The organism is Cloacibacterium sp., from assembly GCF_047601505.1.
GTDB lineage: Bacteria > Bacteroidota > Bacteroidia > Flavobacteriales > Weeksellaceae > Cloacibacterium.
Genome location: NZ_JASGJD010000001.1, coordinates 87,851 through 101,931, shown reverse-complemented (window position 1 = coordinate 101,931; position 14,081 = coordinate 87,851). Strand labels below are relative to the sequence as shown.

Genomic DNA, 14,081 nt, shown 5'->3' with positions numbered 1-14,081 from the left:
TATTTTTTATGTACATTTGTAGAAAATTTTTATAAAATGATTTCACCACTTGTTATATTAAGTTTATCCGCACAACATATCATTATTGTTGCTATTATTCTCCTTTTATTATTTGGAGGAAAGAAAATTCCAGAATTAATGAAAGGCGTAGGAAGCGGAATTAAAGAATTCAAAGACGCTGTAAAAGAAGACGATAAAAAACCAGAAGATTCTAACAAAACTGAAAACTCTAATTAATTATGTCTTTTACTTCTTCAGCTTGGGAAATCTTCAGCAAATCTGTTGAAGATTATCATATTAATGACAATGTAGATTTTCCTATCAATAATCCATTCGAAAAAGGGAGTTTGGAACAACTTTTGTATGCTAAAAACTGGATTGATACCGTGCAATGGCATTTCGAAGATATCATTAGAGACGAAAACATTAATCCGGATGATGCTTTAAAACTCAAAAGAAGAATTGATGCATCTAATCAGCAAAGAACAGATTTAGTAGAATATATAGACAGTTGGTTTCTTCAAAAATACCAAAACGTAACTCCTAAACCTGATGCAAAACTTAATACAGAAACCGTAGCTTGGGCTATTGACAGACTTTCTATTTTGGTATTGAAAGTTTATCACATGAATTTAGAAGCAACCAGAGAATCTGCTTCGGATGAACATAGAGCCAAATGTACAGAAAAACTAAATGTTCTTCTGGAACAGAAAAAAGACTTAAGTCAAGCTATTGATTTGTTATTAGAAGATATTGAGAACGGAAATGTTAAGATGAAAACGTACAAACAAATGAAAATGTACAATGATGAAAGTCTTAACCCTGTTTTGTATCAAAAAGTTAAAAATTAATGAGAAAATGGATAGGTTTATTGCTTGTTTCGCTTCTATGGACGTCTTGCTCTGTAGAAAAATTAAACTTATCGCCACTTTCTAATAGTTTTAGCAGTTATAATTCAACAACAAGTTTTACAGATAGAACTACAACTTCTGTAAATACTGTTACTTATACCTCAGAACTTTCTAATCTTTTATCAGAATTTCCTATTTTTAGCAGTAGAAGTATGAATTCTGAGATTTATAAATTAAAACTTCATATTACAGATTATCTTTATGCCGTTAAGCAGAAAGATTTAATTAGCAAAAATGAAGCTTATGCCCTTTATAAAAAGACTTTTATCAACATTCAAAAATTAAAAAGCAGTTTGCCTCAAGATGAGTTAGAACTTCTTAATAGATTTATGGCAAAAGTAAAAACAAACATTACTTTGATAGAGTCTGAAAAAATTACCGAATAAAAAGAATGATAAAAATACAAGCGGAAGCCAACGTGCCTACAGAATATGGAAACTTCCGAATGATTGCTTTCTCTGAAAATGATAACGACTGGATGCCTCAGATGGCTTTGGTTGCCGAAAATACAGATTTTTCGAAACCTGTAAATGTTCGTTTTCATTCCGAATGCATCACTGGAGAAGTTTTTCATTCTAAAAAATGCGAATGCGGACAGCAATTAGATGCTGCAATGAAATATACCCAAGAAAATGGAGGTGCAATTGTTTATCTAAGACAAGAAGGACGAAATATTGGGATTATTAATAAATTGAAGGCTTATGCTTTGCAAGAAAAAGGTTTTGATACGGTGCAAGCAAATCTTCAACTTGGGTTGCCTGCAGATGATAGAGATTTTAACGTAGCAATAGATATTTTAAAAATTTTAGGAATTAAAGACATTAATCTTCTTACCAATAATCCTGAAAAAATAAAATATGTAGAAAACAGCGAAATAAATCTTAACGAAAGAATTCCTCTGCAAATTAAAGCAAACGAAAATAGTAAAGAATATCTGCAAACAAAAAAAGATTATTTCGGGCATCTTTTAGAAGATGACAAGAATATTAAAGAATAAAAAAAACGCTCAACTCTGAGCGTTTTTTTATGACTAATATTTAAAAATTATAATTTAATTGCTGTTTCTAAAGCTAATTCAATCATTGGTTTTAACGCTCTTTCTCTTTCGTCTGCCGAAATTTTTTCGAAAGTTGGTATAATATCCGAAACCGTTAAAATAGTTGCTGCATTTTTTCCTAAATGTTTAGCATTTGCAAAAAGAGCAAAAGCTTCCATTTCTACAGCAGAACAATTGTATTTTTCTGCAACAGCAGGTAGATTAGAATCTTTTCTGTAAAAAATATCACTTGTGTGAATATTTGTAGGTTTTGCATTAATAGAAAGCGAAGAAGCTGTATCATTAATTACATCAAAAACTTTTCCTTGATGAGGTATCAACTCTTCTTCAATTCCCCAAGCAAATTTTGCATAAGTACTTTCGCTGGCAGAATTTTCTACATTTAGCAAGTCGAAAAGTTTTAAATCTGTAGTGTAAGCTCCACAAGTTCCTATTCTAATAATTGTATCTACTTCATATTCTGTAAAAAGTTCATAAGAGTAGATTCCAATGCTTGGAACTCCCATTCCGCTAGCTCCAACAGAGATTTCTCTACCTTTGTATAATCCAGTAAAATAATAAATTCCTCTGGTTTGGCTAACTAATTTTATGTCAGTTAAAAAATTTTCAGCGATATATTTCGCTCTTAATGGGTCGCCCGGTTGGAGAACCACTTTTGCAATTTCTCCTTTTTTTGCACTAATGTGTACGCTCATAATTTTAAAATTAAAGGATAACAAAGATAAGAACTTTATTTTCTACGAGAAGAAGATTTTTATAATTGCTATATTTATTCAGGAAAAGAATATGTTTTTAAATCAAAATTATATTTCAGAGATAATTTTATCTTTCTCGATTCTTTTTTTAGCGTGAAATTTTAATTGGTTGGTGTCTTCTTCGTGATGTTTACCAATGCAAACAGCAAAAGTTGTGAGGTGATTTTCTAAACCCAAGATTTCAGTGTATTTATCTCCTTCAATGCCTTCCATTGGCGTTGCATCAATTCCAAGAGAAGCACACGCTGTAAGAAAAACGCCTAAAGAAATGTAAATTTGATTTTTCATCCAAGCTTTTACTTCTTCTTCTGGAAGCGGTTTTAGAAAAGTTTTGTAATAATTAACCGCTGCGTCTGGTAAATTTTCTGAGATTTGTTTCTCGAAAAAATCTAAATTATTGATAACATTAAATACAATTAAATGACTGCAATCTATTACTCTTTGCGTGTTGTGGCGAGATACACCTGCTAATTTTGTCTTTAATTCTTGATTTTCAATAAAAATAAAATTCCAAGGTTGGCTGTTGATAGAAGAAGGTGTAAGATTAAGAATTTGCTTTAATTGTTCTATTTTTTCTACATCAATTTTTTCGTTTGGATTATACCTTTTGGTGGTATAACGTTGCTGCATTAATTCCAGAAAGTTCATATTTCGATATTTTACTACAAATTTATTCAATTAATTATTAGCCTGAGAAAAATATCGTCATTGCATAATAGATTTTTTTATTAGAAATTTATAAATGTGTATTTTTAAAAAATTAAAATTTAATTATGAATTTATATACCCAACCCATGCTTCGAGAAGATGCATTAAAAGATAAAGTTGCCATTGTAACAGGAGGCGGAAGTGGCTTAGGAAAAGCCATGACTAAATATTTTCTTCAATTAGGCGCTAAAGTTGTTATTACTTCTAGAAATTTAGAAAAATTACAAGCTACAGCAGCCGAATTAGAAGCCGAAACTGGAGGTAAAGTGCTTTCTGTAGCTTGTGATGTGAGGAATTGGGATGAGGTAGAAGCTATGAAGGAAGCTGCTATTAAAGAATTTGGTAAAATTGATATTTTACTGAATAATGCCGCTGGAAATTTTATTTCTCCCACCGAAAGATTAACGCATTCTGCATTCGATTCAATTCTCGATATTGTATTGAAGGGAACTAAAAATTGTACACTTTCCGTAGGGAAATATTGGATAGATAATAAAATCCCGGGAACGGTTCTTAATATTGTCACTACTTATTCTTGGACGGGTTCTGCTTATGTAGTTCCATCTGCTTGTGCAAAAGCTGGTGTATTGGCTATGACGAGAAGTTTGGCAGTAGAATGGGCAAAATACAATATCAGATTCAATGCTATTGCGCCAGGACCATTCCCTACAAAAGGAGCTTGGGAAAGATTGTTGCCGGGAGATTTGGCAGAGAAATTTGACATGAAGAAAAAAGTTCCACTAAGAAGAGTGGGAGAGCATCAAGAATTGGCGAATTTAGCTGGGTATTTGGTTTCAGATTTTTCTGCTTATGTAAATGGAGAAGTAGTAACAATAGACGGTGGTGAATGGTTGCAAGGAGCGGGAGAATTTAATATGCTAGAACAGATTCCGCAAGAAATGTGGGATATGCTAGAAATGATGATAAAAGCAAAGAAAAATTCTTAAAAAGTAGTCCCGAAAATATTTTCGGGATTTTTAATTTAATTGATTATTTTTATAGTCTAAAAATAAGACAATGAAGTCTTTGATAAATTGTGTAAAATTTTTTCTTCTACTTTTTGTATTGTTTCTAAGCAAATTTTCTGCTCAATTGTGTGGTGGCTCTTTTGGGGCGCCAATATTTATGGAAACTTTTGGCAGTGTTACTAATTCTTGGCAGGTAATTTCTCCAGCTTTAGTTTTCCCAGCTTACACCAATTATATATATTCTCCTACTTTCCCACCTAATGATAAGTATTATACTATTTCGAATTTCACGGGGACTAATATTGGTTGGGCTTGGGTAAATAGTGCAGATCATACTGATGATGGTTCTGGCAAATATGGGAATATGCTTATTGTAAATGCAGATGAAAACACAGCGGGAGAATTTTACAGAAGAAAAGTTTCGGGGCTGTGTCCTAATCAAGTATATCGTTTTTCAGCTTGGATTTTGAATTTAATTACGCCAGGCGCTAATCAAATTAAGCCAGATGTAACTTTTAGAATTGAGAATTCTTCGGGAGTTATTTTAGGGCAAATTTCTTCTGGCGATTTACCTGAAACAGGAAAATGGACTAATTTTTACCTTGATTTTAAATCTTCAATCACTTCTGGAGATGTTGAGGTAGTTCTTATAAACAATAAAAAAGGAGGTATAGGAAATGATTTGGCTATTGATGATATAAGTTTTAGTCCGTGCGGTCCCGCGACTACTGTTTCTACTTCATTAGATGTTTTTACAACTGGAGTTTGTGATAATTCTTTAGGATTTCAATTAACCGCGAATATAAGTGCCGGAACATATAGTGTGCCTAATTTTATATGGCAAAAAAGTACAGATGGAGGTAATACTTGGATTGATTTATCTTCAGCGTCAACAAATAATGTTTTAAATGTTGCCGCGGGTTCATACCATAATAATGATTTGTATAGATTTATAGTTGGAGAATCTACCAATATTTCATCACCAAATTGTAGGGTTTATTCTTCTAATTACAAGGCTGTGGTTCATGGTTATCCTTCTGCTCCTGCTACAAAAGTTTTCAATTTTTGTCAAAATTCTACAGGAAATTCAGTTTTAATATCTGGCGCCAAAATTCTTTGGTACACTTCTTCAACTGGAGGTATTCCAGATGCTTTACCTCCAAATATTGATACTTCGGTGTTAGGCTCTAAAGATTATTGGATTACGGAGACTGTGAATGGTTGCGAAAGTTCTCGTTCAAAAGTTACAATTAATATTCTACCGAATCCTAATGCGCCTTTGGTTTCAGATTATCAATTTTGTCAAAATTCAACAGCAACTGCTTTATCTGCAATTGGAACAAACCTGCTTTGGTACACAACAGCAACTGGAGGAACAGGAAGTTCAGTTGCGCCAACTCCGAGCACTTCTCAATCAGGAGTTTTTTCTTATTGGGTTTCGCAAAATAATGGCACTTGCGAAAGTGCAAGAGCAGAGATTAAGGTTAATATTTTGTCTAATCCAAATCCTCCACAGGTAGCAGATGTTCAATATTGTTATAATGGAGCTGTACTTCCATTAAGTGCTGTTGGAAATAATTTATTATGGTACAATTCTGAAAATGGAGGAGTCGGAAGTAATATTGCACCAATTCCAGATGTTTCTATAGTTGGGAGCACCTCTTTTTGGGTTTCTCAAACAGTAAATGGTTGCGAAAGTTCCAGAGCAAAAATTACAGTTACCGTTTTTGCAATTCCTAGTGCTCCACAAGTAGTTGATGTAAATTTCTGCCAGAATTCAATAGCTATAGCATTAACGGCTAATGGTAGTAATTTACTCTGGTACACGTCGCAAATTGGAGGCGTTGGTAGCCCTAATGCTCCCATTCCTAGCACTACTCAAATTGGTGATTCCTATTATTGGGTTTCGCAAAATGTAAATGGTTGTGAGAGTCCAAGAGCCCAGATTAAAGTTTCTATTCTAGCGATTCCAACCTTGCCTTTGGTTTCAGATTTTCAGTTTTGTCAAAATTCTGCAGCAACTGTTTTATCTGCAACTGGAACAAGTTTACTCTGGTACACAACGGCAACTGGAGGAACAGGAAGTTCAGTTGCGCCAACTCCAAGCACTTCTCAATCAGGAGTTTTTTCTTATTGGGTTTCGCAAAATAATGGAACTTGCGAAAGTGCAAGGACAGAGATTAAAGTAACTATTTTACCTGCACCTTATTCTGATTCGTTGCACGATACTTCTATTTGTGACGGAGAAACCATTGTTTTAGATGCAGGAGGTGGTTTTGATAATTATGAATGGGATACTGTACCTAAACAATATAGCCAGAAAATAAATGTTACGTCTCCCGGGATTTATTCTGTGAAAATTACGGACAGTAATGGTTGCTCCGCGACGCAATCTGTTGAAGTAGTTGCAGGTGTTACGCCAACCATCACAAATATAAAAAGTGGAGAAAATTTTTTGGAAATTTATGCTGAAGGAGGGAATCCTCCTTATTTATACTCTTTAGATAATGTAAATTGGCAAATCAGCAATGTTTTTCCTAATTTAAAAGCTGCTATTTATGAAGTATTTGTAAAATCGCAAATCAATTCTTGTACTGCAATCGCTAATTCGGCAGTTCTTTTTATACCCAATGTTATCACGCCTAATCAGGATGGTTATAATGATGTATGGAAGGTGAATAATATAGAATATTTTTCTAAAGCAAAACTTTCAATATATGATAGATTTGGTAAAAAAGTTTTTCATACAGAAGATGTTTCTAAATTTAATTGGGATGGTTTTTATTTGGGAAGAACGCTTCCATCAGATACTTATTGGTATGTTTTAGAGATTGAAAACAATTATACAAGAACAGGTTGGATTCTATTAAAAACTAGAAAATAAATAAAAATTCTTTTTTCTAAAGGGGTTTCTCTTGAAATAAAAGATTAAAATTAGTTTAAAATGGTAAATTTTAGAAGGAGGTTTCATTAAAAAATGAAATTTCTTTTAGATATTTGTAACAATAAAGCTAATCTTCACTACCAATACTAAAAAAAAGATTTTTTTCGATGAATTTTAAACTTCCAAAATTAATTACAGCAATTGCTGTTTTTATGTTTACATCAGGAGTTTTCGCTCAAGAAGCTCCTAAGTACGATTACAACGAAGCGTTCAAGCCATTTTTCTATACTTCTACAGGTACAGAAACGAGGTCTGCAAGCGGACAACCAGGGCATAAATACTGGCAAAATTCCGCAGATTATGTACTTAATGTATCTCTTAATGATGCAAAAAATGAGATTACAGGTACTTCTGAAATTACATACACCAATAACAGTCCAGACCAATTGGGGTTTCTTTGGCTGCAATTAGACCAAAATTTATTCTCGAAAGATTCTCGCGGTAACGCAGTAATTCCTATGTCAGGAAGTAGAAACGGAACTCATGGTGAAGAATTAGATGGAGGATATAAAATAAAATCTGTAAAAATTGATGGAACAGACGCTCAATATACCATTACGGATACCAGAATGCAGATTGATTTGCCAAAAGGATTAAAATCTAACGGAGGAATCGCAAAAATTAAGATAGAATATTCTTTTATCTCACCAAAATATGGTTCTGATAGAATGGGGATTTTGGATACTAAAAACGGTAAAATATTCACTGTGGCTCAATGGTATCCAAGAATGTGTGTGTATGATGATGTAATGGGTTGGAATACTTTGCCTTACTTAGGTGCGTCAGAATTTTATTTAGAATACGGAAACATTACCGCTAATATCACGGTTCCTGCAAATCATTATGTGGTAGCATCAGGAGAATTGTTAAATTCAAATGAAGTTTATACTAAAGAAGAAAACAAATCTTGGGAACAAGCTAAAAATAGCGATAAAACGGTAATGATTCGTCCAGAATCTGCGCTAGCTAAAATTAATTCTTCGGGTACTAAAACTTGGAAATTCAAAATTAATGAAGCAAGAGATTTTTCTTGGGCATCTTCGCCAGCTTTTATTATTGATGCGGCAAGAATTAATTTGCCAAGTGGTAAAAAATCTTTGGCAATTTCTGCTTATCCTGTAGAAAGTGCTGGGGAAAAGGCTTGGGGAAGATCTACAGAATATACCAAATATTCCATAGAGTATAATTCTAAGAAATGGTATGAATATACTTATCCTGCAGCAACTAATGTAGCTGGTAACGAAGGAGGAATGGAATATCCAGGTATTGTTTTTTGTCATTATCAATCTGCTGGAGAAGAACTTTGGGGCGTTACAGACCACGAATTCGGGCATAATTGGTTTCCTATGATTGTAGGTTCTAACGAAAGACTTTTTGCGTGGATGGACGAAGGTTTTAATACTTTTATAAATGAACTTTCTACCGAAAATTTCAATAAAGGAGAATATTATCGTAAAAAAAATGTTGCATGGTTTTCTGGGATGTTCTTTAATGATAATACCGAACCTGTAATGTCTGGAGCAGATAATATGAAAGAAGGAAGTATTGGTGTTTTGGCATACATGAAGCCAGGTTTAGGCTTGTATATGCTTAGAGAAAGCATTTTAGGACCAGAAAAATTTGATAAAGCATTTAGAACATATATTGATAGATGGGCTTTTAAACATCCTACGCCTTGGGATTTTTTCCATACCATGGAAAATGTTTCTGGTGAAGAGCTTAATTGGTTTTGGAGAGGTTGGTTCTTTAACAAATGGAAAATAGACCAATCTGTGAAAACAGTGAAATATATAGATGGTGATTTTAATAAAGGAGCTAATATTACTGTTGAAAATTTAGGACAATTGCCGATGCCGACTACAGTACAAGTTAAATTTAAAGATGCTTCTACACAAACTGTTAAAATTCCAATTGAGGTTTGGAAAAGAAATAAAACATGGACTTTTAAAGTAAATTCTAACAAAGAAATTCAGGAAGTAGCTGTAGATCCAGAAAATAAAATTCCAGATGTTGATATGAAAAATAATGTTTGGAAAGCTTCTCAGCAAACTTCAGCTGCCGCAGAAAAAGTGAATTTACAAGATTATGTAGGCACGTTTTCTAGCAAACAACTACCTATTAAAATTACTTTTAAAGTAGAAAATAATAAATTAGTAGGACAAGCAGGAAATCAACAAGCGATTGAATTGAGCTATGATGGTAGTGATAAGTTTCTCTTTGAAGCTGCTGGTTTAGAAATTCAGTTTGCTAAAGATAAAAAATCGTTGGTTCTTTCTCAGGGAGGTCAGAAATTTGATTTTAATAAAGAATAAGACGTTAAACAGAAAACCACCGAAATTTCGGTGGTTTTTATTTTAATTTTATTGTTTTACAATTTGAGTAACCTTTTGAGTATTATCAGATAAAGTATATTTCATCAGATATTTACCCGGTTTTAGTCTGTCTAATCTTAATTCGGCGGTGTTAGAATTTGCAGAAATATCCAACACTTGTGTCCCGATAATAGAGTAGAAGGTAACAGATTTTACTTTTAAAGAAGGATTTTTAGCTTTTACTATAATGAAATCTCTTGTAGGATTTGGGTAAGCAACCAAAGCTCCATCATCAGATTTCTGAGATGCAGATAGCGGCTCTCTCAATGTTTCTTGGGCTTTAGCTTCGCCCGAAAACATTAAAAAACTTACCGAAAATGTTACAAAAAATAAAAGTTTCTTCATTATACTTTGTAGTGTGTTACAAAATTATCTAAAATAAACGATTTATACAATAGTTTTTATTGACTAAATTTGCAAAGTATAAAACAAATAGTATTCCAAAGATGATTATTTTTTCAAGAAATAGAAGATTACGTGCCAACGAAAGCATAAGAAGTTTGGTAAGAGAAACAGTATTTACCACTAATGATTTGGTAATGCCTATTTTTGTAATGGAAGGAGAGAATTCGCAAGAACCCATTCCTTCAATGCCAGGAATTTTTCGTAGAACAGTAGATTTAACGGTAAAAGAATGTAAAGAATTATTTTCTTTAGGAGTTAAAGCAGTTAATCTTTACATGAAAGTTTCAGAAGATTTAAAAGACAACTTAGGGACAGAGGCTTGGAACAAAGATGGTCTTATGCAAAGAACCATTAGAGAAATTAAAAATGCAGTTCCAGAGATGGTTGTAATGCCAGATGTTGCACTAGACCCTTATTCAATTTACGGACACGACGGAATTATCACCAACGGACAAATAGACAACGACGCTACCAATGATGCTTTGGCAAGAATGTCTGTTTCTCATGCAGATGCAGGTGCAGATGTTGTTGCACCAAGTGATATGATGGATGGTAGAGTTGCTGCAATAAGACAAGCTTTAGAAGAAACAGGACATGTAAATGTGGGAATTCTAAGTTATGCTGCAAAATACGCAAGTTCATTTTACGGGCCATTCAGAAGTGCTTTAGATTCTGCTCCAAAAGATTTACAAGAAATTCCGAAAGATAAAAAGACCTATCAAATGGATTTTCATAATTCTAGAGAAGCGCTAAACGAAGTTTATAAAGATATTGAAGAAGGTGCGGATATTATCATGATAAAACCAGGTTTGCCATATTTAGATATCGTAGCAAAAGTGCGTCAGGAAATAGATTTACCCATCGCAGTTTATAATGTAAGCGGAGAATATGCCATGCTGAAAGCTGCTGCGCAAAACGGTTGGTTAGATAACGACAAAGCCATTATCGAAAGTCTTACGTGTATCAAAAGAGCGGGTGCAGATATGATTTTTACTTATGCTGCAAAAGAAGCTGCTATTTTATTGAATAACTAGGGCGCCTTAATCCGCCTTCCGTTCCCGCTTTTTTGTTTTTTTTGTTATTCTGAGCAAAGTCGAAGAACCAAAAAAAACAAAAAGAGCTCCACTCAAGTCGGGGCGCAAGTTCAGGGATTTTCAGAGCCTAATTTTCTAAAAATAACTTATAGTTCAAAATACCACCAACCCTTTCTGCGTTATAAAACATACACAAAAACGCAGAAAGGGTTTCGCTATTTAAAAACTTCCTTATCCAACATCCAACATCCAACATCCAACATTTTTCATATCTTTGTCTCTATGATTTTACGTGGCGAAAATTTAATTAAAGAATACGGGCCTAAGAAAGTAGTAAAAGGCGTTTCCGTAGAAGTAAAAAAAGGAGAAATTGTAGGTTTACTCGGTCCAAATGGAGCTGGTAAAACCACCACTTTCTATATGATTGTGGGATTAGTAAAACCTACTTCTGGCAAAATTACGCTTGACGGAAAAGAAATTACCAACGATGCAATGTACAAACGTGCACAAAAAGGGATTGGTTATTTGGCGCAAGAAGCTTCTGTTTTTAGAAAATTGTCTGTAGAAGATAATATTTTAGGTGTTTTGCAACTCACTAACAAATCTAAACAAGAGCAAATTCGCAGAACCAATGAACTGATTGAAGAATTTTCTCTAGAACACGTTCGTAAAAATCGTGGTGATTTGCTTTCTGGTGGAGAAAGACGTAGAACGGAAATTGCTCGTTGTCTTGCTACAGATCCAGATTTTATTCTTTTGGACGAACCTTTTGCGGGAGTCGACCCAATTGCAGTAGAAGATATTCAGAAAATTATTAGAAGTTTGGTGAAAAAAGACATTGGAGTTCTTATTACCGACCACAACGTACAACAAACTTTGGCAATTACCAATAAAACCTACATCATGTTCGAAGGAAATATTTTGAAAGAAGGTTTACCAGAAGATTTGGCAAACGACCCAGATGTAAGAAGAGCTTATCTTGGTGAGAATTTTAGATTTGAAAAATTTTAGAAATATCCATCATCTAACTTCCAACATCCATCAATTTTATGAAAATCTACACCAAAACTGGCGATAAAGGCGAAACTTCACTCTACGGAGGAACCAGAGTTTCTAAAGCTGCTGCAAGAGTAGAATCTTACGGAGCTTTAGACGAACTCAATGCTTTCATTGGTTTGGCAAAAGCTGAAATTTCTGACGAAAAAGTTTTAAGTCAATTACAAAAAATTCAGTTTGATTTATTTACCGTAGGTTCAGAAGCGGCAACGCCCACTGATAAAATGTTTTTGGCAAATGGTAAAAGCAGATTAGATTTGTTAATTTCTGAAGAAGAAATTACAGAATTAGAACGTTGGATGGACGATTTTGATGCAGAATTAGAACCACTTAAATTCTTTATTTTACCAAGCGGTGGAAAAGCAGCCGCAACAATTCATGTTTGCAGAACGGTTTGCAGAAGAGCAGAACGAAGCATGGTTTTCCTTAGAGAAACCGAAGAATTAAGACCAGAGCCCATAAAATATCTCAATAGATTATCAGATTATCTTTTTGTTTTGGCAAGATATATTTCTAAAATTTCTGGCGAAAAAGAAGATTTTTGGAATCCAAGTGAAAGAGCAAAATAGAATGCAAGGACCAGATAAAAACGCTATATTCCCGTTAGAAAATTACGATAGATTGTGTTTTCTGAAAAACATCATCAAAAATCCTAACATTATTGTTGGCGATTATACTTATTATGATGATTTCGAAGATGTACATAATTTCGAAAAAAATGTAAAATATCATTTTGATTTTACGGGCGACCAACTCATTATTGGCAAATTTTGTATGATTGCTTCAGATGTAAAATTCATCATGAACGGAGCCAATCATCTAAGCAATGCCATAAGCACTTATCCTTTTGCAGTTTTTGGAAATGGTTGGGAAAGCGCAATGGTAGGGAAAACTTATCCCAATAAAGGAAATATAGAAATTGGCAATGATGTTTGGATTGGCTACAACGCCACCATTATGGCTGGTGTAAAAATTGGAGACGGAGCAATTATCGCTACCAATTCTACCGTAGTTTCAGATGTAGAACCTTATTCTATTGTTGGCGGAAATCCTGCTAAAGAAATTAAAAAAAGATTTTCACCAGATATTATTTCTAGACTTTTGAAATTACAATGGTGGAATTGGGATATAGAGAAAATTACTGAAAATGTTCAAAATCTTACCGATTTAGACCTCGGAAAATTAGAAAAATATGTCTGAAAAAGCTATACTTTTTATCAACGGAACTCCACCAGAAAATCTTCCCAACACAGAAGGTTATGCTATAATTGCTTGTACTGATGGTGCTTTTCACTATTTGAAAGAGAAAAATTTTTCTTTAGATAAACTCGATTTTATTTCTGGCGATTTTGATTCTCATTCTGGTAATGATGAAAATATTTACCACGAAAAATTCATATTTACGCCAGACCAAAACTTTACAGATTTCCAAAAAGCATTGGATATTTTAAAAAATAAAGGAATTAAAAAAGTAGATGTGTATGGAGGAAGTGGTGGCGAACAAGACCATTTTCTAGGGAATTTACATGTCGCTTTTCTCTTTAGAGAATTAATTGAAATTATTTTTTACGACGAGCTTTCTCAATATTATTTTATTCCGAAAGAATTTGAAATAAATTCTGTAGAGGGCAAAATGGTTTCTTTGGTTCCTTTCCCAAAAGTAGAAAATTTAATAACCGATGGTTTAAATTGGGAACTTCGCAACGAAGAATTAGATATTACAACCAGAATTGGCACTAGAAATTTTGCGAAAAAAGATGTTGTGAAGATTTCATACAAAGTAGGAAATTTGCTAATATTTATCGGTAAATAGGTGCTTTGCGAGATACTTCATCTTTGTAAAATTGTTTTTTAGTGTAATGTCTCTATAA

At 33.5% G+C, this 14,081-nt stretch carries 15 protein-coding genes; 12 read left to right on the top strand and 3 right to left on the bottom strand.

Annotation, left to right across the window (positions count from 1 at the left end):
- Positions 1 to 36 precede the first annotated feature (36 nt).
- From QM746_RS00470 to ribA, 4 genes are read left to right on the top strand one after another with little or no spacing between them, the layout of a single operon-like run.
- A complete protein-coding gene (locus QM746_RS00470) occupies positions 37 to 237 on the top strand; it encodes a twin-arginine translocase TatA/TatE family subunit (protein WP_414982413.1) in 201 nt (66 codons plus the stop codon).
- 2 nt (positions 238 to 239) lie between these two features.
- Entirely contained in the window at positions 240 to 851 is a 612-nt protein-coding gene (locus tag QM746_RS00465) for a DUF4254 domain-containing protein (RefSeq protein ID WP_414982412.1), read from the top strand.
- Positions 851 to 1,297: a hypothetical protein gene (locus QM746_RS00460; protein ID WP_374365244.1), complete on the top strand. Its 447-nt coding sequence runs from the start codon at positions 851 to 853 to the stop codon at positions 1,295 to 1,297. The genes QM746_RS00465 and QM746_RS00460 overlap by 1 nt, the downstream gene beginning before the upstream one ends.
- A gap of 5 nt (positions 1,298 to 1,302) precedes the next feature.
- Positions 1,303 to 1,908 (top strand): GTP cyclohydrolase II, encoded by a 606-nt coding sequence (ribA, locus tag QM746_RS00455; protein ID WP_374365246.1) that lies wholly within the window; start codon positions 1,303 to 1,305, stop codon positions 1,906 to 1,908.
- Positions 1,909 to 1,955: 47 nt separating this feature from the next.
- Here ribA and deoD read toward each other — a convergent pair whose 3' ends face one another.
- Entirely contained in the window at positions 1,956 to 2,663 is a 708-nt protein-coding gene (gene deoD / locus QM746_RS00450; RefSeq protein WP_414982411.1) for a purine-nucleoside phosphorylase, read from the bottom strand.
- A 108-nt stretch (positions 2,664 to 2,771) separates the two neighbouring features.
- Positions 2,772 to 3,371: a nitroreductase family protein gene (locus QM746_RS00445; RefSeq protein ID WP_414982410.1), complete on the bottom strand. Its 600-nt coding sequence runs from the start codon at positions 3,369 to 3,371 to the stop codon at positions 2,772 to 2,774.
- A gap of 125 nt (positions 3,372 to 3,496) precedes the next feature.
- Between QM746_RS00445 and QM746_RS00440 the strand changes: the two genes are divergently transcribed.
- From QM746_RS00440 to QM746_RS00430, 3 genes are all read left to right on the top strand, one after another.
- Entirely contained in the window at positions 3,497 to 4,378 is an 882-nt protein-coding gene (locus QM746_RS00440; RefSeq protein WP_414982409.1) for an SDR family oxidoreductase, read from the top strand.
- Positions 4,379 to 4,448: 70 nt separating this feature from the next.
- Positions 4,449 to 7,283, top strand: a complete 2,835-nt coding sequence (locus tag QM746_RS00435; RefSeq protein ID WP_414982408.1) for a T9SS type B sorting domain-containing protein — start codon at positions 4,449 to 4,451, stop codon at positions 7,281 to 7,283.
- Between the two features lie 167 nt (positions 7,284 to 7,450).
- Complete coding sequence (locus QM746_RS00430; protein WP_414982407.1) at positions 7,451 to 9,655, top strand: M1 family metallopeptidase; 2,205 nt, start codon at positions 7,451 to 7,453, stop codon at positions 9,653 to 9,655.
- Between the two features lie 48 nt (positions 9,656 to 9,703).
- On the opposite strand, the gene QM746_RS00425 is transcribed toward QM746_RS00430, so the two are convergent.
- Positions 9,704 to 10,060, bottom strand: a complete 357-nt coding sequence (locus tag QM746_RS00425; RefSeq protein ID WP_374360162.1) for a T9SS type A sorting domain-containing protein — start codon at positions 10,058 to 10,060, stop codon at positions 9,704 to 9,706.
- A 101-nt stretch (positions 10,061 to 10,161) separates the two neighbouring features.
- Here QM746_RS00425 and hemB point away from each other — a divergent pair, with 101 nt between their 5' ends.
- The 5 genes from hemB to QM746_RS00400 all read left to right on the top strand — a co-directional run bounded on the left by hemB (position 10,162) and on the right by QM746_RS00400 (position 14,023).
- Positions 10,162 to 11,154 (top strand): porphobilinogen synthase, encoded by a 993-nt coding sequence (gene hemB, locus QM746_RS00420; protein ID WP_414982406.1) that lies wholly within the window; start codon positions 10,162 to 10,164, stop codon positions 11,152 to 11,154.
- 282 nt (positions 11,155 to 11,436) lie between these two features.
- The gene (lptB, locus tag QM746_RS00415; RefSeq protein ID WP_414982405.1) at positions 11,437 to 12,165 is read left to right on the top strand and encodes an LPS export ABC transporter ATP-binding protein; all 729 of its coding nucleotides are present in this window, start codon (positions 11,437 to 11,439) and stop codon (positions 12,163 to 12,165) included.
- A 38-nt stretch (positions 12,166 to 12,203) separates the two neighbouring features.
- The gene (locus tag QM746_RS00410; protein ID WP_414982404.1) at positions 12,204 to 12,779 is read left to right on the top strand and encodes a cob(I)yrinic acid a,c-diamide adenosyltransferase; all 576 of its coding nucleotides are present in this window, start codon (positions 12,204 to 12,206) and stop codon (positions 12,777 to 12,779) included.
- A gap of 1 nt (position 12,780) precedes the next feature.
- On the top strand, positions 12,781 to 13,410 hold the full coding sequence (locus QM746_RS00405; RefSeq protein WP_414982403.1) for a CatB-related O-acetyltransferase: 630 nt from the start codon (positions 12,781 to 12,783) through the stop codon (positions 13,408 to 13,410).
- Positions 13,403 to 14,023 carry a thiamine diphosphokinase gene (locus tag QM746_RS00400; protein ID WP_414982402.1) on the top strand — a complete coding sequence of 207 codons (621 nt, stop codon included), beginning with the start codon at positions 13,403 to 13,405 and terminating at the stop codon, positions 14,021 to 14,023. Before QM746_RS00405 ends, QM746_RS00400 begins: the two co-directional genes overlap by 8 nt.
- Positions 14,024 to 14,081: the final 58 nt, after the last annotated feature.

Coding starts and splice junctions, on each gene's coding strand:
- QM746_RS00470 (WP_414982413.1), top strand. CDS start 37: ATGATTTCACCACTTGTTATATTAAGTTTATCCGCACAACATATCATT.
- QM746_RS00465 (WP_414982412.1), top strand. CDS start 240: ATGTCTTTTACTTCTTCAGCTTGGGAAATCTTCAGCAAATCTGTTGAA.
- QM746_RS00460 (WP_374365244.1), top strand. CDS start 851: ATGAGAAAATGGATAGGTTTATTGCTTGTTTCGCTTCTATGGACGTCT.
- ribA (WP_374365246.1), top strand. CDS start 1,303: ATGATAAAAATACAAGCGGAAGCCAACGTGCCTACAGAATATGGAAAC.
- deoD (WP_414982411.1), bottom strand. CDS start 2,663: ATGAGCGTACACATTAGTGCAAAAAAAGGAGAAATTGCAAAAGTGGTT.
- QM746_RS00445 (WP_414982410.1), bottom strand. CDS start 3,371: ATGAACTTTCTGGAATTAATGCAGCAACGTTATACCACCAAAAGGTAT.
- QM746_RS00440 (WP_414982409.1), top strand. CDS start 3,497: ATGAATTTATATACCCAACCCATGCTTCGAGAAGATGCATTAAAAGAT.
- QM746_RS00435 (WP_414982408.1), top strand. CDS start 4,449: ATGAAGTCTTTGATAAATTGTGTAAAATTTTTTCTTCTACTTTTTGTA.
- QM746_RS00430 (WP_414982407.1), top strand. CDS start 7,451: ATGAATTTTAAACTTCCAAAATTAATTACAGCAATTGCTGTTTTTATG.
- QM746_RS00425 (WP_374360162.1), bottom strand. CDS start 10,060: ATGAAGAAACTTTTATTTTTTGTAACATTTTCGGTAAGTTTTTTAATG.
- hemB (WP_414982406.1), top strand. CDS start 10,162: ATGATTATTTTTTCAAGAAATAGAAGATTACGTGCCAACGAAAGCATA.
- lptB (WP_414982405.1), top strand. CDS start 11,437: ATGATTTTACGTGGCGAAAATTTAATTAAAGAATACGGGCCTAAGAAA.
- QM746_RS00410 (WP_414982404.1), top strand. CDS start 12,204: ATGAAAATCTACACCAAAACTGGCGATAAAGGCGAAACTTCACTCTAC.
- QM746_RS00405 (WP_414982403.1), top strand. CDS start 12,781: ATGCAAGGACCAGATAAAAACGCTATATTCCCGTTAGAAAATTACGAT.
- QM746_RS00400 (WP_414982402.1), top strand. CDS start 13,403: ATGTCTGAAAAAGCTATACTTTTTATCAACGGAACTCCACCAGAAAAT.